The sequence below is a fragment of the Salinarimonas soli genome (assembly GCF_008386575.1).
Classification (GTDB): domain Bacteria; phylum Pseudomonadota; class Alphaproteobacteria; order Rhizobiales; family Beijerinckiaceae; genus Salinarimonas_A; species Salinarimonas_A soli.
The window spans coordinates 23465-41124 of record NZ_VUOA01000016.1; the positions used below are offsets into that span (position 1 = coordinate 23465).

Genomic DNA, 17660 nt, shown 5'->3' on the forward strand with positions numbered 1-17660 from the left:
ACAAGCGGAGGTGCAGGAGCGAACCTTCCGGCGTGCACCCTCACTCCCTGGCACTTCCTGCATTTCTGTCCCATCCGGGAGAGGGGAGTCAGCGGAAGACCACCGTCCGGTTGCCGTTCGGCAGCACCCGGCGCTCGATGTGGAAGCGGACCGCCCGCGCCAGCACCGAGCATTCCACGTCGCGGCCCGCCGCCATGAGGTCGTCGGGGGTCATGGTGTGGTCGACCCGGACCACGTCCTGCTCGATGATCGGCCCCTCGTCGAGGTCGGGCGTCACGTAATGCGCCGTGGCGCCGATGAGCTTCACGCCGCGGGCATGGGCCTGGGTGTAGGGCGCGGCGCCCTTGAAGCTCGGCAGGAACGAGTGGTGGATGTTGATGGCCCGTCCCGACAGGGCGACGCACAGGTCGCGGGACAGGATCTGCATGTAGCGGGCGAGCACCACGCAGTCGATGCGCTCCTCCTCGACAAGCTCCAGGATCTTGCGCTCCTGCACCGCCTTCGTCTCGGCCGTGACGGGCAGGTGGTGGAAGGGCACGTCGTAGGACGCGGCGAGCCGGTAGAAGTCGCGGTGGTTCGACACCACGGCGGCGATGTCGGCCTTCACGAGCCCCGACCCGTAGCGGTAGAGCAGGTCGTTGAGGCAGTGCCCGAACTTCGACACGAGGATGAGCAGCCGCGGACGCCGGCCAGCATCCGCGAGCAGCCACTCCATCCTGAACCCCTCGGCAACGGGCGCGAAGGCCCGGTTGAGTTCGTCCTCCCCTGCCTCGATCTCGAAGCGCACCCGCATGAAGAACCGGCCCGAGGCCCGGTCGTCGAACTGCGCGCTTTCCAGGATGTCGCCCTGGCGCTCGGCGAGGAATCCCGCGACTGCGGCCACGATGCCGATGCGGTTGGGGCAGGAGAGGGTGAGGATGTAGGAGGGCATGCGGGCTTCTGACCGGTGGGGCAGGGGGAGTCAACGGGGGGCTCCCCTCTCCCCATGGGAGAGGGGGGCGTTCCCCTCCGTAGCGTTCCCGATGCTTGATCCACATCAAGGAGGCGGCTCGCGGGAGGTCCGATGAAAGGGGCAACGTCCGGGGAACCCTGGGCGAACGGCTCCAAATCGGGGAACCCACATGGCCTCGGCAGGCACATTTCCGACCGCTCCGGGCAAGCGGATGACGACGGGTGAGGGCGGGACGGCCGTCGCGCTCGGGCTGCTCGCGCTGCTCTCCATCATCATCGCGTCGGGGGCCCACACGGCCGCCTACGCCTTCCATGCCTATCTCTTCGCCGCAGCGAGCGTCGCCGGCGTGTTCGCGGTGATCAACCGCTATTACGAGCGCCCGGCCGAGCTTCCGCCGCAGGAGATCGCGGGCAAGCCGAACTACAATTTCGGCCCCGTGAAGTTCGCGGTCACGGCGTCCATGCTCTGGGGTATCGCGGGCTTCCTGATCGGCTGCATCATCGCGTTCCAGCTCGCCTATCCGGTGGTGAACCTCGACATCGCGCAGATCGCGTTCGGGCGCCTGCGGCCGCTGCACACGTCCGCCGTGATCTTCGCCTTCGGCGGCAACGTGCTCATCGCCTCGTCCTTCTACGTGGTGCAGCGCACCTGCCGGGCGCGGCTGGCGGGCGACGTCGCCCCCTGGTTCGTGGTGCTGGGCTACAACTTCTTCATCGTCGTCGCCGGCACCGGCTACCTGCTCGGCATTACGCAGGGCAAGGAATACGCCGAGCCCGAGTGGTACGCCGACCTGTTCCTGACGGTGGTGTGGGTCGCCTACCTCCTCGTCTTCCTGGGCACGATCTGGAAGCGCAAGGAGCCGCACATCTTCGTGGCGAACTGGTTCTACCTCGCCTTCATCGTCACGATCGCGATGCTCCACATCGTCAACAACGCCGCGATCCCCGTCTCGATCTTCAGCCCGAAGTCCTACATCGTGTGGGCGGGCGTGCAGGACGCCATGGTGCAGTGGTGGTACGGCCACAACGCGGTGGGCTTCTTCCTCACCGCCGGCTTCCTCGCCATCATGTACTACTTCATCCCCAAGCGCGCCGAGCGGCCGGTCTATTCCTACCGCCTCTCCATCATCCACTTCTGGGCGCTGATCTTCCTCTACATCTGGGCGGGCCCCCACCACCTGCACTACACGGCGCTGCCCGACTGGGCCCAGACGCTGGGCATGGTGTTCTCGATCATGCTGTGGATGCCCTCCTGGGGCGGCATGATCAACGGCCTCCTGACGCTCCAGGGCGCATGGGACAAGCTGCGCACCGACCCGGTCCTGCGCCTCATGGTCGTGTCGCTCGCCTTCTACGGCATGTCGACCTTCGAGGGCCCGATGATGTCGATCAAGGCGGTGAACGGCCTGTCCCACTACACCGACTGGACCATCGGCCACGTGCATTCCGGCGCGCTCGGCTGGGTGGCCTACGTGTCCTTCGGCGCCATCTACTGCCTCGTGCCCTGGCTGTGGAACCGCGAGCGGCTCTACTCCCTGCGCCTGGTCTCCTGGCACTTCTGGGTCTCGACGCTCGGCATCGTCCTCTACATCTCGGCGATGTGGGTGGCAGGCATCATGCAGGGCCTGATGTGGCGCGCCTACAATGCGCTGGGCTTCCTCGAGTACTCGTTCATCGAGTCGATCGACGCCACCCACCCGCTCTACGTGATCCGGGCGCTGGGCGGCGTGCTGTTCCTCCTGGGCAGCCTGATCATGGCCTTCAACCTCTACATGACCGTGCGGTCGCCCTCGACCGCCGCCGAACCCCGCGCCGCCGGCGCTCTCGTCCCGGCCGAGTGAGGAGGGAACCCATGTCCGTCTGGAACAAGCACGCGATCTTCGAGAAGAACTCGATCATCCTCATCGCCGGCATCCTCGTGGTCGTCGCCATCGGCGGCCTCGTGGAGATCGCCCCCCTCTTCTACCTCAAGAACACGATCGAGACGGTGGAGGGGATGCGTCCCTACACGCCCCTCGAGCTCGCCGGCCGCAACATCTATGTCCGCGAGGGCTGCTACAACTGCCACAGCCAGATGATCCGCCCCATGCGGGACGAGGTCGAGCGCTACGGCCATTACTCGCTCGCCGCCGAGTCCATGTACGACAAGCCTTTCCAATGGGGCTCCAAGCGCATCGGCCCGGACCTCGCCCGCGTCGGCAGCAAGTACTCGGACGACTGGCACGTGGAGCACCTGAAGGACCCGCGCGCCGTGGTGCCGACCTCGATCATGCCGGCCTACGCCTTCCTGTTCGCCACGCCGCTCGACTACCGGCACATCGAGAGCGACATGAAGGTGCAGTCGGTGTCGGGCGTGCCCTACACGCCGGAGATGATCGCGCACGCCAAGGCCGACGTGCAGATCCAGGCCGCGGCCGACGATCCGGACGCCCCGAAGCTCCAGGCCCGCTACCCGAAGGCCGTCGCCCGCAACTACACGGGCAACCGCACGGGCGAGGTTTCCGAGGGCGACGCGCTCGTCGCCTACCTGCAGATGCTGGGCACGCTCGTCGACTTCAAGAAGTACGACGGCAAGGCCAACGTTCGCTGAGGGGAGAGCATCATGAGCACCTACACGTTCCTGGCGGGGATCGCGCAGACCTGGGGGATGATCGCCTTCATCTCCGGCTTCGCCCTCGCCGTCCTCTACGCCCTCCTGCCGTCGAACCGGGTCACGTTCGACGAGGCGGCCCGCCGCCCGCTCCTCGAGGACTAAGGCCATGGCACATCCGAACGCTAACCCCGTCGACGCCGCGACCGGCGTCCCCACCACCGCCCACGAGTGGGACGGAATTCGCGAGCTGAACAACCCGCTGCCGCGCTGGTGGCTCAACGTGTTCTACGTGACGATCGTCTGGGCGCTGCTCTACGCGATCGCCTATCCGGCGATCCCCCTGATCCACTCCGCGACGGGCGGCCTGTTCGGCTGGAACACCCGCTCGGCGGTGGAGCGGGACCTCGCGGCTTTGAGCCAGCAGCGCGGCGCGCGGCTCGACGTCCTCAAGAGCGCGTCCCTGGAGGAGATCGCCGGCAACCCCACGATGCTCACCTTCGCCCGCGCCGCCGGCAAGGCGGCCTTCGCCGACAATTGCGCCGCCTGCCACGGCGTGGGAGCGGGCGGCGCCAAGGGCTACCCGAACCTCAACGACGACGACTGGCTGTGGGGCGGGACGCTGGCCGAGGTGCAGCAGACGATCCAGTACGGCATCCGGTCGGGTCACGACCAGGCCCGCGCCGGCGCCATGCCCGCCTTCGTCCGCGACGGCATCCTCAAGCGCGACGAGGCCGTGGTGCTGGCCGACTACGTGCGCTCGATCGCGGGGCTGCCCGTCGAGCCCAAGGCCGACCTGAAGCGTGGCGAGACCCTGTTCGCCGCCAACTGCGCCGCCTGTCACGGCGACAAGGGCGCCGGCAACAAGGAGATGGGCGCCCCCAACCTCACCGACGGCATCTGGCTCTACGGCTCGGAGAAGGCCGCGGTCGTCGAGACCCTCACCAACGGCCGCGGCGGCGTCATGCCCGCCTGGACCGGCCGCCTCGACGAGGCGACCATCAAGGCGCTGACGGTCTACGTGCACACGCTGGGGGGCGGGACGAAGTAGGGGCTCTCCCCTCTCCCGGATGGGAGAGGGGCCGGGGGTGAGGGAGTACGCTGGGCGTTACATGTGACGTCTCCGCCTCACCACCGTCATCCCCGGGCCTGACCCGGGGACCCAGCCCCACGCCTCGACTGGATGGCCGGGTCAAGCCAGGCCATGACAACCGGAGAGGTGAGGTAAACCTCTCGGCGTGCACCCTCACCCCAACCCCTCTCCCATCCGGGAGAGGCGAGCCACACATGAAAACGGCGGGCCTTGCGGCCCGCCGTTCCCGTTTCAGAGGTGCCCTTGAGCCTTAGCGCGCGCGGTTGCGAACGCCCGGCAGGCGGGACGACATGGCGATGTGCTGCTCGACGACGGGGGCCGTCTGGGCCGCGAAGGCGCGCAGGTTCGGGTCCGTGCCATTCTGGGCGAAGGCCATGTGCATGGCGAGCGCCTCCTGGTGCGAGGCATACTGCATCTGGCCGTAGGCCGCGTCGAACGACGCGCCCTGGAGGCCCTGGAGCTGGGCCAGCATGGCGGCGTGGCGGGCGTCGAGCTGGGCCACGACGATGGGAGCCTGGCGTCCGCCGGCGACCGAGCCGGTCTGGTCGGCGGTCATGCCGCCCGTGGCGGCGCCCGAGGCCGCGCCCACGCCGGCACCCACCACGGCGCCGACCGGGCCGGCCACCAGCGCGCCCACGCCCGCGCCCACCAAGGCGCTGGAGCCCGTGCCGACGCCGGCGCTCGCCTGGGCGGCCGGCAGCAGCATCTGGGTGGTCATCGCGTGGTGCTGGATCATCGTCTGCGCGTGACGGCGCACCCGGGGATTGCGCGAACGCTCGAGGGCGAGCGCGCTCGTCTGAATCTCGAACGAGTCGGAGATCAGGGACATCTGGCGGTAGCCTTCCGCGGTCATCGGCATAGCCATCGGCGCGGGTGCCACCGCCATGCCCTGGGCGAGGACGGGGGAGGCGAGCGCTGCCATGAGGGCGGCGAGAGCGATCTGCTTTTTCATAACGGCTCCTGTTGCGCGGCGGTCCTTGGGACCTGTTGTCGATCGGCCGACGCGGCGTCCGCCGGGCGGGCGCCTCGCAAGCCGATGTCGTGCAACCAACGGGCTTTCACCTGCACAGTTCCCTCGCAACCCGCGCCAAACCCTCGCGCGCAATGAAGCCTGGCAGTATTGGTTGAGCAAATCTTGCATCGTCACCGCGCGAAGACCTCGGTGCGGCGCCGACCGAAGGAATGTTCCGTTACGGCACGTGCGATGGCCGCCGCGATCTTGTCGCCGCCCTTCGTCGAGGGCTCGATCGGGTTGGCGAAGTCCTCGTCGGCGTCGCATACGAGCCGCAGGTCGAGAACCGGCACGCCCCGGGCGGTGGCGGCGCGCAGGATGGCGTCGTTGCACAGCGCGAGGCCCAGGATCGCGAGGCGGCGCTGGAGCGGATCGGGGAAGCGCGGGTCGTAGATCGTGCACACGATCGTGGGCAGGCCGCGGGCCGTCACGGCGTCGAGCATGGAGTCGTAATCGCCCGCGAAGCCGCGCACGATCCCGCCGACCCGCGCCAACGCCTCGCCGACCGTGCCCGCGCGCTCCTGAAAGGCGCCCGTGTGGCGCAGGGCGTCGTTGCCGCCGACGCTCACCACGAGATGCGTCGCCTCCGCGGGGATGCGCTCCAGCTGGCGCGCGACGCCCCGGGTGACGTCGCCGTCGATCGCCCGGAGGCTCGCCTCGCTGCCGGGCCCGAGCCGGGCGCGCAACTGGCGCACCACGTCGGGGCCGCCGGCCACATAGGCGGCGTTGTCGAAGATGGAATCGCCGAGGAGAACGATGTGGGTCACGGGCCGACCGGTGCGCGAGGGGGCATGAAAAAGGCCGCCTCCCGAGGGGAAGGCGGCCGATCGGACAGGCGCGGTGCGCCGGCTCAGTAGGTGGTGTGCGTGCTGCGGCGGCCGGCGATCATGCCGTAGATGAACAGCACGACGATGGCGCCGACGATCGAGCCGATGAGGCCCGCGCCCTCGCCCGCCCGATACCAGCCGATGGCCTGGCCCAGATAGGTGGCGACGACGGCGCCGACGATGCCGAGCAGCGTCGTCAGGATGAAGCCCGACGGCTCGTTGCGGCCGGGCATGATCAGCTTGGCGATAATGCCGGCGATGAAGCCTATGATGATGGTCCAGATGATGCTCATGACGTGTGGGCTCCGTGAGAGGCAGTGTTGGTGCGGGTCGAGGGGATCGGCTGGCGGCCCCGATCCTCGTGGGTCATGCGGGACCCGCCCTGCCGGCCGATCATCGAGCCGTCCGCCCCGCCGTCGACGAGCGCCGCCTTCACGGGGCAGTGGCCCTGATAGCCGCTGAGCACGAGATAGGCGCCGCCCGCCAGGGCGAGCAGGTTGAGGAGCGGGTTGGGGCGCGGCTGCGCGGCGGCGGCCGCGAGGCCGAGACCCCCTGCGATGTAGAGACCGCGCTGGGTCATCGAGAGATTGCGCTCCCCCCCGAAAATGGGGTCGAGCAAGTCGCTGGCTGAGGTCACGTCGATCTCCATCGTTCCTAGGCCGAACGCGGCAATCGCGCGCAGGTTCCGAACCTTGGCCTAGGCGCGAGGGCCATTCCGGGCGGGTTTCGGGGCCGACCCGGCGGCAACCAAAGCGAGTCCCGGCGCTTGTCCCCGCGCCTGCCCCTCAGACCAGCCCTGGAGCCCTCATGCCGATCCCCCGGGACCCGAGCCCCGACAGCACGCTCGCCCTCCTGCGTGAGGGCTACGCCTTCATTCCCGAGCGCTGCCGGCGCCTCGGCTCGGACCTGTTCGAGACGCGGCTCATGTTCACGAAGGCGGTCTGCATGTCCGGTCCGGAGGCCGCCGCGCAGTTCTACCGGCGCGACCGGTTCACCCGGCGCGGCGGCATGCCGATCACCACGCTCACCCTCATCCAGGACGTGGGCAGCGTCATCACGCTCGACGGCGACGATCACCGGCGCCGCAAGGCGATGTTCCTCGCCATCATGGGCCCCGGCCGCCTCGAGGGCATCGCCGAGCGCACCGCCGAGCACTGGCGCGCTGGCGTGCGGGCCTGGGAGCGGAGGGACGAGGTGGCCCTGTTCCACGCGGCCCATGAGCCGCTGTGCGGCGCGATCTGCGAATGGGCGGGCCTGCCGCTCCAGGGAGACGAGGTGGCGCAGCGGGCGCGCGAGTTCGAGGCCATGGTCGAGGGGACGGGCTCGGTCGGCCCGCGCAACTGGCGCGGCCACGCCATGCGCTTTCGCACCGAGCGCTGGATGCGCGGGGTCATCCGGCGGATCCGCTCAGGCGAGCTCGCGGTGCCGGAGGGCAGCGCGGCCCATGTGGTGGCCCACCACCGCGACCGCGACGGCGAGCTCCTGCCCGTGCCCGTCGCCGCCGTGGAGCTCATCAACGTGCTGCGCCCCACGGTGGCCAATGCCCGCTTCGTCGCCTACGCGGCGCATGCCCTGCACCTGAACCCGGCCTGGCGGGAGCGGCTCAGGGCGTCGGACGAGGACCTCGAGCTCTTTGTCCAGGAGGTGCGCCGGTTTTATCCCTTCATCCCGCTTATCGGCGGACGCGTGATCGAGCCGTTCTCCTGGCGCGGGCACGAGTTCGGCAAGGACGATTGGGTGCTCATCGACCTCTACGGCACGAACCGCGACGGGCGGACGTGGGAGGAGCCGGACGCGTTCAGGCCCGACCGCTTCCGCGGCCGCGCGATCGGCTCCTACGACATGATCCCCCAGGGCGGCGGCGACCATGCCGACACGCATCGCTGCCCCGGCGAATGGCTGCTCATCGAGCAGCTGAAGACCGTCGTCCGGGGGCTGACGCGGGAGATGACCTACGACGTGCCCGACCAGGACCTGGGGATCGATCTCGGCCGGATGCCCGCCCTGCCCAACAGCCGCTTCGTCATGCGCAACGTCCGCGCCGCCGCGTAAGGCGGCGCGGGGCGGGTCAGCGGCAGGTGCGGACGGTGCGGTTGACCACCCGGCCGTTGGGGCGGACCACTTGCTGGCGCTCGACCCGGCAGCGCTCGACGCGGCGCGGGCGGCAGTCGCGGACGACGCGGACCACGACGCGCCCGTTCGGACGGACGGTGCGCACCCGGCGGACCGAGCAGGCCTGCGCCCATTCGGCGGGCGGCTCGGCCCGGACCGGGCCCGCCTCGCTCCGGGCGGAGGCCGCGCCGGGGATCATGAAGGACATCAGGGCTGCGGCCGCGAGAGCGGCGAGAACTGGCTTCATGGCGTCTCTCCTTGTGCCGATGGGGCCCGCCTCAACCCGTGCGGCGCCATATCGTTCGACGGCGGGGCGCGGAAAATAGGCCCAGCGCGCAGACACCCCTGCCCGAGGCCGATCGCACGTCAAGGAATCGCGTCTCACTTGTGGATTGCGCTCGCGCCGCTCTTGTGGGAACCGTCAAGCTGCGTCCAAGTTGTCCGAGTCGCTGACCCAGCGCAGGACCCATCGCACCAGGAGGCGAAACATGGCCACGAAGCCCACGACCAAGGACAGCGCCGGCAAGAAGCCGAACGCGCTCCAGCAGCCGCTTACCCCGTCCAAGGAGCTCGCAGCCGTGGTCGGCGCCGGCCCCATGCCGCGCGGCGAGGTCGTCAGCAAGATCTGGGCCTACATCAAGAGCAACAAGCTCCAGAATCCCGAGAACGCCCGCGAGATCATCGCCGACGACAAGCTGAAGCCCGTCTTCGGCCGTGACAAGGTCACGATGTTCGAGATGAACAAGTACATCGCCCAGCACCTGAAGTGAGCGGAATGCGCGGCGGGTGAGCCCGCCGCGTCCCGACGGACCGTCCGAACCCCGGTGGCGACCGCGATCGCGCCGGGACGTCGTCGTTTGCGCACGGAGGCGCGGGCGGCCGGGCCACTTGCACAAGGCGGCGTGAGCCGTTCGTGATTCCGGCGGTTCCCGCCTCGGCGGACCGGGTGAGGCGGCAGTGATGCGCGATGGCCGGCGTCGAGAGCGATGCTCCGCGCCAGGCATATCCTGCGCCCGATTGATCGCGTGCCAGGCATGGGCGAGACGTGCGATGCGCTCGCCCGGCACCATTGCCGTGGGGGCGCCCCTCCCACGCGCCGTGGCTTCTGATCGGCCGCCTTGTCGGCATCATGGCGGCGCGCAGGCTGCACGACGACCTCTGCCGCGGCCTCGCCTTTCGCCGCTTTTGCCGCCCGACGCGCCCGTGGCGCACGCTCGGCACCCAGCAAACCCTGCCATGGGCGCTTCCAGGGCGCGGGCGTGTTCCGCCAAATGTTCGAACGGAACGTGCCGCACCGGTGCGGCGCCAATCGCCCGCAGGGATACCGCACGGACCCCCAAGCTCCTCACTGCGGGCGCAGAGCGGCGCCGCAAGATGCGGAATGCCGCAGCTGCAGCGCTTGCGACGCCCCATCGGCGAGGTCAACGGGATCCAGTGCAAGCAAAGTTAGCCGTTGACCTAACCGATGCGCGAGCCTATGGTTAGCCACATGGATAAGCATTCGGTCGTGTTAGACGACGTGTTCCATGCGCTGGCGGATCCGACGCGCAGGGCCGTGCTCGAACGCCTCGGCAGGGGCGCGGCGACGGTGAGCGAGTTGGCGGAGCCGTTCGATATGGCCCTGCCGTCGTTCATGAAGCACATCGGCGTGCTCGAACGATCGCGCCTCATCGTGTCCCGCAAGACGGGGCGGGTGCGGACATGCGCGCTCGATCGGGACCGCCTGATCGCGGCGGAGCGCTGGTTCGGTGAGCAGCATCGGCTCTGGCAGAGCCGGTACGACAATCTCGACACGCTCCTGGCGAGCATCAAGGGGGACGACGATGAAGCCTGATCTTCGGTTCGATTTCACGCCTGACAGGGCAAATGCGCGGATCACGGTCGCGCGCGAGTTCGATGCAAAGCGCCAGCTGGTCTGGGATTGCCATACGAAGCAGGACCTGCTCGACCGCTGGTTCGCGCCGAAGGGCCTCACGACCCGGACCCGGCACATGGACTTCCGCGACGGCGGCTACTGGCATTACGCCATGGTCACACCGGACGGCCATCACTTCTGGAACCGGCTCGACTATGGGACCATCGATCCCATCGACGGCTACACGGCGAAGGACGGCTTCTGCGACGAGGCCGGCACGGTCAACCCCGGCATGCCGCGGTCCGATTGGACCGTCACCTTCGCGGAGTTGTCCGATCGGACCCTCGTCACGACGGTCGTGCGCTACGCCTCGCCCGAGGACCTGCAGAAGGTGATCGAGATGGGCCTGGAGGGCGGCATGGCCTCGACGATGGAGCGGCTGGACGAGCTGCTCCCGCTCCTGGCGGCCGGCTAGCGCCGGCCTCTAGCCAAGCGCGTCCCGCAGGGCGCCGACGAAGAGCGGGGCGGCCTCTTCCACGGCGGCGAGGGAGTAGCCGCCTTCCTGGACGACCAATGTCGGGAGCCCGAGCCCGCCGATGATCCGGCCGAGCCGCGCGTAAGACCCCGAGGTGACGGCAAGACGCGAGAGCGGGTCGGCCCGATGCGCGTCCCAGCCCGCCGCCACCACGATCGCCTCCGCGCCGAAGGCTCGGGCCGCCTCCGCGATGCGCTCGACGCCCGCCACGTAGGCCTCGTCGCCGGAGCCCTCGGGCAGGGGGACGTTGAGGTTGAAGCCTTCTCCCTCGCCCGCGCCCCGCTCGTCCGCATAGCCCACGAAATGCGGGTAATAGGCGGAAGGGTCCGTGTGGACCGACGCGGTCAGGACATCGGCGCGGCGGTAGAAGATCGCCTGCGTCCCGTCGCCGTGATGGGTGTCGATGTCGAGGATCGCGACCCGGGCGAAGCGGGCGCGCAGGACGCCCGCCGCGATGGCGCTGTTGTTGAGGAAGCAGAAGCCCGAGGCGCGGTCGGCATAGGCGTGGTGGCCCGGGGGCCTGCACGCGGCGAACGCGGCCCCCATCCCGTCGCGCACCGCCCCCGCGGCCGCGATGGCGCTCTGGGCCGAGGCATAGGCCGCTGTGAACGTGTCGGCCGTCATGCCGGAGGAGAGGTCGCCCATATACCAGCCCGCCCGCCCGACGATCCCCGTCGGCCGCGGACGCCCGCGCGGGGCGAAGTCGGGCGCCGCCGAGACGTGGGGATGGATGTTGGGCATCACCTCCGGCCCTGCGTTCGGCAGCAGCTGGAACGCCTCGTAGGCCTCCCGCAGGAACGCGACGTAATGGTCCGCGTGCACCGCGTGGATCGGGTCGAGCCCGGCATCGGGCACGGGCGCGCGGGAGAAGCCGAGGGCCTCCAGGCCCCGGAGCAGAGCCTGCGCCCGGTCGGGGTTCTCGACGGGGGTGACGAGGCGTCCATGCACCATGAACTGGGTCGGGCGGTGGAGGAGCTGGCGCTCGTCGAAATAGAGGTTCATCCGGGCTCCTCGGCGCGAGGGAGGCGATCGGGCGCGATGCGACGAATCGCGTCCAGGGGCCGCGGGACAGGCTAGGAGGGCCGGGGGCTTCCCGAAAGAGGCCGGGTCTGAGATGTAGGGGCAGCCCGGAGCCAGGAGCCCCAGCATGAGCCTCGAGTCGGTCCGCGCGTTCCTTGCCGAGAAGGCGCCCGACCTCGCGGTGATCGAGCTGCCCACCTCGACGGCGACCGTGGCCGAGGCCGCCGCGGCCCACGGTGTCGAGCCCGGCCGCATCGCCAAAACCCTGTCCCTGCGGGTCGGCGAGCGCGTTCTCCTCGTGGTGGCGCGGGGGGACGCGCGCCTCGACAACCGCAAGGTCAAGGCGGCCTTCGGAGGCAAGGCGTCGATGCCCAGCCCCGATGAGGTGCAGGCTCTCACGGGGCATCCGGTGGGCGGCGTCTGCCCCTTCGGCCTCGCGACCCCGCTGCCGATCTATTGCGACGTCTCGCTCAAGGGATCCGACGAGGTGGTTCCGGCGGCGGGCGCGATCAACGCCGCCGTGCGCATCGCCCCCGAGCGCATGGCCGCGATCACGGGCGCGGTGTGGGTCGACGTCTGCCAGGACCGGAACGCGGAGGCAGCCGGCGCCCCATGAGCGACGCCCATGATCTGATCGGCGACATCGAGGAGCGTATCGAGGAGCTCGCGGAAGCCGCCGAGCGCAGCCGCAAGCTCGTCCTCGCCGGGCGGATCGCGGCCTGGGGCGGCGCGGCGCTCGTGGTCGTGACGCTCACAGGCATTCTGGGCCTGCCGCCCACGGCCCTCGTCGTCGGGCTTGCCGGCGCGCTGGGCGGCTTCGCCATGGCAGGATCGAGCAGCAGCTCGCTCGACCAGACCCTCGCCGAGATCGCGGACCTGGAACGGAAGCGAAGCGAGGCCATCGACGGGATCGGCCTGCGGGTCATTCCCGGTGGGCGGGCGTAGCGTGACCCGGCCGGACGTGCGCCCGCGCACGGACCGCCACGCTTCTGCCGGGGCACGTGCCATGCCGGGCGGGGGCGCGGATCGCATGGAACCGGGACGTTTGATCAGGGCGGCGGCGTTCGCGGCCGTTCTCGGCCTCGCGGCCTGCGCGAGCGAGGCGCTGAACCTGCCCATCAACGCGCCGATCGGCGATTCGAGGCAGCAGGGCAACTGGACCTTCGGCGATCCCGTCCACGACGAGACCTATGTGGGCCTCGCCTTCTCGGGCGGGGGCATGCGGGCAGCGGCCTACACCTATGGCGCGCTCCAGGAGCTCGATGCCTACCGCGTCCAGACCCGCGCCGGCCTGCAGCCCCTCACCGAATCGATCGAGCTCGTCGGCGGCGTGTCGGGCGGCTCGGTGACGGCGGCCTATTTCGGGCTCAAGGGCCGGGAGGGGCTGCCGGAGTTTCGCCGCCGCTTCCTCGAGCGCAACGCCGAGGAGGGCTTTGACACCCAGGTCTCCATCGGCAACGTGGTGAAGGTGCTCAGCGCCGGCGGGCTCAACGACCGCTCCCGCTTCCCGCGCTGGCTCGACGACAACCTGTTCGAGGGCGCCACCTACGCCGACCTCTTCGCCCGCCGCCGGCCGGTGGTCTGGGTCACGGCCTCCGACCTCTACAACCGGGTGCCCTTCGTCTTCGAGCCGATCACCTTCAGCGCCATCTGCAGCGATCTCTCGACCGTGCGGCTCTCGGAGGCGGTGGCGGCCTCGGCGGCGGTGCCCGGCGTGTTCCTGCCGGTGAACGTGGAGAATTTCGGCGCCACCTGCGGCAGCCGTGTGCCGATGTTCATGCAGCGCGCGCTTGCCGACAGCGGCTCGGCCGCCATGCTGCGGGCGAGCGCCCAGGCCCTGACCCGCCTGCGCGACGATCCCGCGGCGCACCGCTACGTGAAGCTCCTCGACGGCGGCATCACGGACAATTTCGGGGTCCACCCGCTCGCCATCATGCGCACCAACCGCGACCGGGGGCACGTCCCGCTCACGGCCGAGCAGGGGGCGAGGCTCAAGCGCTTCCTGTTCCTCGTGATCGATTCCGGGCGCGGCCCCGCGGGCGACTGGTCGCGGGAGCTGAAGGCGCCGGGCGTGGGCGACCTCGTCAACGCGCTCACGGACGCGGCGATCGTCGGCGCCACCTATCGCGGCTACGACTACCTGCGCGCCGTGATGCGCGACTGGGAGGAGGAGATGAAGCAGTGGCGCTGCTCGCTCTCCCCCGCCGAGGTCCGCCGCCTGCGCGGCTCGCTCCAGGGCTGGAATTGCCGGGACGTGACCTTCTCCATCGGCCGCGTCACCTTCGAGGATGCCGGGCCGCAGGTGAAGCCGCTCCTCGACGCCGTGCCGACCCGCTTCGTCCTGGAGCCAGCGATCCGCGAGATGGTGATCGACGCGGGCGCGGCGGCGGTGCGCAACAACCCGACCTTCCGCGAGTTCGTGCGGCGCAGCGGCATCAAGCGGGTGGGGGAGGCGGGGCTGTAGGTCGCGTCGTCGAGGGAGCGCCTCCGGCCCCGGGCCCAAGCCTTGCCTCGAGCGCGAAAGCCGAGCAGAACCCTGAGGCCGGCTCCTGGAGCCGCGCCCGGCGCACGGGACGGCACCCCCGGCCATCCCCAGGAGAACCCGATGCTTCGAGTCACGCTTGCCGCCGTCTCGCTCCTCGCTTTCGGCACCGCAGCCCAGGCCCAGGACGCCGCCGCTGGAGAGAAGGTGTTCGCGCAGTGCCGCGCCTGCCACCAGATCGGCCCGACGGCCAAGAACGCGGTCGGCCCCCAGCTCAACGGCGTGATCGGCCGGCACTCGGGCAGCGTCGAGGGCTACAACTACTCGCCCGCGAACAAGAACTCAGGGCTGACTTGGGACGAGGCCACCTTCCGCGAGTACATCAAGGACCCGCGCGCCAAGGTGCCTGGCACCAAGATGGTGTATGCGGGCCTGAAGGACGAGCAGCGCATCAACGACCTCGTCGCCTACCTCAAGTCCTTCGACGCGTCCGGCAACAAGGTGCCCTGAACGGCACGCTCGTTCCAAAAACAGGGAAGGCGGCCGAGGCCGCCTTCAAGTCACCTTCGCTGGGAGGACGAGAGGAACCTAACCTGATTCTCCGTCCCTCCGATGTGATTTTTTGGCCACCCTCGGCAGGATTGACGGAGCCGGCCTGAAACGGCTCGCCGATCTCATTCTCACCCTCGTGCTGAGGTGCCCACCGCAGGTGGACCTCGAAGGGCGTTCCAGGGATCTCCGGGCAGCTGTGGCAGTGTGTTGCGTGCTTCGAGGGTCGCTCCGCTCGCGCTTCAGCATGGAGGGGTGGGAGAGCACTGGTTTGAGGTGGTACCCCCTCAGCCCCTGGCACTTCGTGCATACCTCTCCCCATGGGAGAGGGGAGGTTGTCGCGTCCTCGCCCGTAGGGCTGCCACCGCCGCATCTCGGCCCCGCATCGTCCCCTTGCGTGAACGGATCGCCGCACCCACCGTTATTCACGGCGCTGCCATGAACGGGAGGTCCCATTGGCGAACGAGGTCGTGATCAAGTCGCCCCTGCAATATCTCGACAAGGCGACGGGAACGCTGCGGGACCTGGGGCTCCTGCCCGCGAAGGTGGAGGACGCGCCCATCGTCGGCCTCCTGGAGAAGATCTCCGATCTCGACGAGGACAAAATCGCGGTCATCGCCCGCACGCTGGCCCAGGCCGGCGTCTTCAACGAGGTGGTGCGCGACCAGATCCAGGCGGTGGAGATCGGCCAGCGCTACCAGGAGATCACGAACGCCTTCAACTCCATCCGCGACGACGCCAAGACCATGGTGGACCAGATCGCGGACGCGAAGATCGACCTCATGGAGCGGGTCACGAACGTCTGGATGAAGATCTCGCGCGGCGATATCGCCGACCGCTTCGACAGCATCCGCTCCACCTATCTCGACGTGACGCGCTCCACGAAGGACCAGATCGAGCGCGAGACGGTGATCCTGGAGGCCTATCGCGACTTCCGCGGCGCGCTGAAGCAGGCCGAGGTGCTGGCGCTCGAGGTGCTGCACAAGGCCGAGGGCAAGCTGCAGGAAGCCCAAGGCGAGCTCAAGAAGGCCTCCGAGGCGGTCACGTCCTTCCAGGGCACCGAGATCGCCGGGCGCGCCCGCCTCGAGCTCGCCCGCGACGAGCACCTGCGCCGGACCCAGGACGAGGAGAAGCGCTACCAGATCGCCAAGGACCTCGCCGACAACCTGACGATCTCCTACAACACGTCGGAGGTCATCATGGCGCGGCTCCTCCAGACCACGAACGCCAAGGAGCGCGTCTACGCCCAGGCCGTGAGCTTCTTCACCACCAACGATTCGGTGCTCACCGCGCTCAAGGCCTCCTTCACGGGCCTGTTCGGCCTGCACGAGTCCACCCAGACCCTGGAGGCGATGAAGGAGGGCGTGTCGCGCAGCCTGGAGGTCCTGGCCGAGATCGGCGACCAGGTCGGCGAGGCGGCGGTCCGGGCCGGCTACGGCCCGACGATCCGGGCGGACGCCGTGACGAAGCTCGTGGACTCGGTGGTCACCTTCCAGGAGCGCTCCCGGGAGATCGTGAACGAGATGCGCCAGGCCTCGACCCAGAACTCCGCCGAGATCCGCGACGCGGTCGAGAACGGCAAGCGGCGGCTGGCGCGTCTCGTGGCCGAGGGGAAGGCGCTGCCCATCGATGACTGAGGCCGCCGCATCGCGGGTACCCGCCGCGCCGGAGGCCTCCACCGGGGCGGGCCGCCTCGACGACCTCATGCTCGCCATGGACGTCGTCGACACGCTGCGCCACCAGGACACCCTCGTGGCGCGCGAGCTCGACGGCGAGCGCCGCGAGGCCGACCTCGTGGAGCGCCTGCGCCGCCTCTACAAGAGCCAGGGCATCGCCGTGCCCGACCGGGTGCTCCTGGAGGGCGTGCGCTCCCTGGAGGAGGCCCGCTTCGCCTATGCGCCGCCCCCGCCCGGCCTCTCGCGCACGCTCGCCGAGCTCTGGGTCGGCCGCCACCGCCTCTACCGCGCGCTCCTCGGCCTTCTCGCCCTCGCGGTGGTCGGAGCGGGGCTCTACTACGCCGGCGTGGTCCGGCCGCGGCAGGAGCGGATCGAGGCGGCCAGGATCGCGGGCGAGCAGGAGCGGCGCGAGCTCTCCGAGCTCCTGCCCCGCGCCCTGGAGACGGGCCATCGCGAGGTGCTCGACGAGGCCCGGGTCGACGAGGCCCGCGCGCGTGCCGACCAGATCCTCGGCGACGGCCGGTCGGCCCTGGCGCGCCGCGACCGCGAGGGCGCCCAGCGCGCCGTGTCGGACCTGGAGGAGCTGCGGGCCCAGCTGCGCCGTGAATACACCCTGCGGATCGTCTCCCGCCCGGGCGAGCCCACCGGGGTCTGGCGGATCCCGGCCCGCAACCGGAACGCCCGCAACTACTACGTCGTCGTCGAGGCGGTGAGCCCCGACAACCGCCTCGTCGAGCTGCCCGTCACGAGCGAGGAAGACGGGCGCACCGCCGTGGTGTCGCGATGGGGCCAGCGGGTGAGCGAGGCCACGTTCGAGTCGGTTCGGCGCGACAAGGACGACGACGGCATCGTCCAGCGCAACCAGCTCGGCGAGAAGCGGCGGGGCCAGCTCGACGTGGATTACGCGATCCCCGTCGAGAACGGCGCGATCCTGCGGTGGTGAGGCACGGATGATTTC

The 17660-nt window shown here is 69.9% G+C and carries 21 protein-coding genes; 14 read left to right on the forward strand and 7 right to left on the reverse strand.

Going from position 1 to position 17660, the window contains the following annotated elements; translation table 11 throughout:
* Positions 1-88: 88 nt before the first annotated feature.
* Positions 89-931, reverse strand: coding sequence for a formyltetrahydrofolate deformylase (purU, locus tag F0L46_RS06755; RefSeq protein WP_149816298.1), 843 nt, complete (start codon positions 929-931; stop codon positions 89-91).
* A 232-nt stretch (positions 932-1163) separates the two neighbouring features.
* Between purU and ccoN the strand changes: the two genes are divergently transcribed.
* Genes ccoN through ccoP form a run of 4 tightly spaced genes read left to right on the forward strand, consistent with a single transcriptional unit; the run spans position 1164 to position 4592 of the window.
* Entirely contained in the window at positions 1164-2792 is a 1629-nt protein-coding gene (gene ccoN / locus F0L46_RS06760) for a cytochrome-c oxidase, cbb3-type subunit I (RefSeq protein WP_149816299.1), read from the forward strand.
* Positions 2793-2803: 11 nt separating this feature from the next.
* Entirely contained in the window at positions 2804-3541 is a 738-nt protein-coding gene (gene ccoO, locus F0L46_RS06765; RefSeq protein ID WP_149816300.1) for a cytochrome-c oxidase, cbb3-type subunit II, read from the forward strand.
* A gap of 12 nt (positions 3542-3553) precedes the next feature.
* Positions 3554-3706 carry a cbb3-type cytochrome c oxidase subunit 3 gene (locus tag F0L46_RS06770; protein WP_149816301.1) on the forward strand — a complete coding sequence of 51 codons (153 nt, stop codon included), beginning with the start codon at positions 3554-3556 and terminating at the stop codon, positions 3704-3706.
* A 4-nt stretch (positions 3707-3710) separates the two neighbouring features.
* On the forward strand, positions 3711-4592 hold the full coding sequence (gene ccoP, locus F0L46_RS06775; protein ID WP_149816302.1) for a cytochrome-c oxidase, cbb3-type subunit III: 882 nt from the start codon (positions 3711-3713) through the stop codon (positions 4590-4592).
* Between the two features lie 292 nt (positions 4593-4884).
* Here the strand turns inward: ccoP and F0L46_RS06780 are convergent, their stop codons facing one another.
* From F0L46_RS06780 to F0L46_RS27145, 4 genes are all read right to left on the reverse strand, one after another.
* A complete protein-coding gene (locus tag F0L46_RS06780; RefSeq protein ID WP_188311881.1) occupies positions 4885-5586 on the reverse strand; it encodes a DUF4142 domain-containing protein in 702 nt (233 codons plus the stop codon).
* Between the two features lie 191 nt (positions 5587-5777).
* A complete protein-coding gene (locus F0L46_RS06785; RefSeq protein ID WP_149816304.1) occupies positions 5778-6413 on the reverse strand; it encodes an SGNH/GDSL hydrolase family protein in 636 nt (211 codons plus the stop codon).
* A gap of 83 nt (positions 6414-6496) precedes the next feature.
* Positions 6497-6766, reverse strand: coding sequence for a GlsB/YeaQ/YmgE family stress response membrane protein (locus tag F0L46_RS06790; protein WP_149816305.1), 270 nt, complete (start codon positions 6764-6766; stop codon positions 6497-6499).
* Positions 6763-7053, reverse strand: a complete 291-nt coding sequence (locus F0L46_RS27145) for a hypothetical protein (protein ID WP_306461767.1) — start codon at positions 7051-7053, stop codon at positions 6763-6765. The genes F0L46_RS06790 and F0L46_RS27145 overlap by 4 nt, the downstream gene beginning before the upstream one ends.
* 227 nt (positions 7054-7280) lie before the next feature.
* Between F0L46_RS27145 and F0L46_RS06800 the strand changes: the two genes are divergently transcribed.
* Positions 7281-8525, forward strand: a complete 1245-nt coding sequence (locus F0L46_RS06800; RefSeq protein ID WP_149816307.1) for a cytochrome P450 — start codon at positions 7281-7283, stop codon at positions 8523-8525.
* Positions 8526-8541: 16 nt separating this feature from the next.
* Here F0L46_RS06800 and F0L46_RS06805 read toward each other — a convergent pair whose 3' ends face one another.
* The gene (locus tag F0L46_RS06805) at positions 8542-8832 is read right to left on the reverse strand and encodes a hypothetical protein (RefSeq protein WP_149816308.1); all 291 of its coding nucleotides are present in this window, start codon (positions 8830-8832) and stop codon (positions 8542-8544) included.
* A gap of 241 nt (positions 8833-9073) precedes the next feature.
* Here F0L46_RS06805 and F0L46_RS06810 point away from each other — a divergent pair, with 241 nt between their 5' ends.
* The 3 genes from F0L46_RS06810 (at position 9074) to F0L46_RS06820 (ending at position 10915) form a co-directional block, all read left to right on the forward strand.
* Complete coding sequence (locus F0L46_RS06810; protein ID WP_149816309.1) at positions 9074-9355, forward strand: SWIB/MDM2 domain-containing protein; 282 nt, start codon at positions 9074-9076, stop codon at positions 9353-9355.
* A gap of 719 nt (positions 9356-10074) precedes the next feature.
* Entirely contained in the window at positions 10075-10419 is a 345-nt protein-coding gene (locus F0L46_RS06815) for an ArsR/SmtB family transcription factor (protein WP_149816310.1), read from the forward strand.
* A complete protein-coding gene (locus F0L46_RS06820) occupies positions 10409-10915 on the forward strand; it encodes an SRPBCC domain-containing protein (protein ID WP_149816311.1) in 507 nt (168 codons plus the stop codon). Before F0L46_RS06815 ends, F0L46_RS06820 begins: the two co-directional genes overlap by 11 nt.
* 9 nt (positions 10916-10924) lie before the next feature.
* On the opposite strand, the gene F0L46_RS06825 is transcribed toward F0L46_RS06820, so the two are convergent.
* Positions 10925-11977, reverse strand: a complete 1053-nt coding sequence (locus F0L46_RS06825) for a histone deacetylase family protein (RefSeq protein ID WP_149816312.1) — start codon at positions 11975-11977, stop codon at positions 10925-10927.
* Between the two features lie 145 nt (positions 11978-12122).
* On the opposite strand from F0L46_RS06825, the gene F0L46_RS06830 reads away from it, so the two are divergent.
* From F0L46_RS06830 to F0L46_RS06855, 6 genes are all read left to right on the forward strand, one after another.
* Positions 12123-12611, forward strand: coding sequence for a YbaK/EbsC family protein (locus tag F0L46_RS06830; RefSeq protein WP_149816313.1), 489 nt, complete (start codon positions 12123-12125; stop codon positions 12609-12611).
* Complete coding sequence (locus F0L46_RS06835; RefSeq protein WP_149816314.1) at positions 12608-12940, forward strand: hypothetical protein; 333 nt, start codon at positions 12608-12610, stop codon at positions 12938-12940. Before F0L46_RS06830 ends, F0L46_RS06835 begins: the two co-directional genes overlap by 4 nt.
* A gap of 85 nt (positions 12941-13025) precedes the next feature.
* Entirely contained in the window at positions 13026-14459 is a 1434-nt protein-coding gene (locus F0L46_RS06840; RefSeq protein ID WP_188311882.1) for a patatin-like phospholipase family protein, read from the forward strand.
* 141 nt (positions 14460-14600) lie between these two features.
* Positions 14601-14987 carry a c-type cytochrome gene (locus tag F0L46_RS06845; protein ID WP_149816316.1) on the forward strand — a complete coding sequence of 129 codons (387 nt, stop codon included), beginning with the start codon at positions 14601-14603 and terminating at the stop codon, positions 14985-14987.
* Positions 14988-15481: 494 nt separating this feature from the next.
* Positions 15482-16663, forward strand: a complete 1182-nt coding sequence (locus F0L46_RS06850) for a cell surface protein (protein WP_210247617.1) — start codon at positions 15482-15484, stop codon at positions 16661-16663.
* Positions 16656-17645, forward strand: coding sequence for a DUF6384 family protein (locus F0L46_RS06855; RefSeq protein ID WP_149816317.1), 990 nt, complete (start codon positions 16656-16658; stop codon positions 17643-17645). Before F0L46_RS06850 ends, F0L46_RS06855 begins: the two co-directional genes overlap by 8 nt.
* Positions 17646-17660 lie beyond the last annotated feature (15 nt).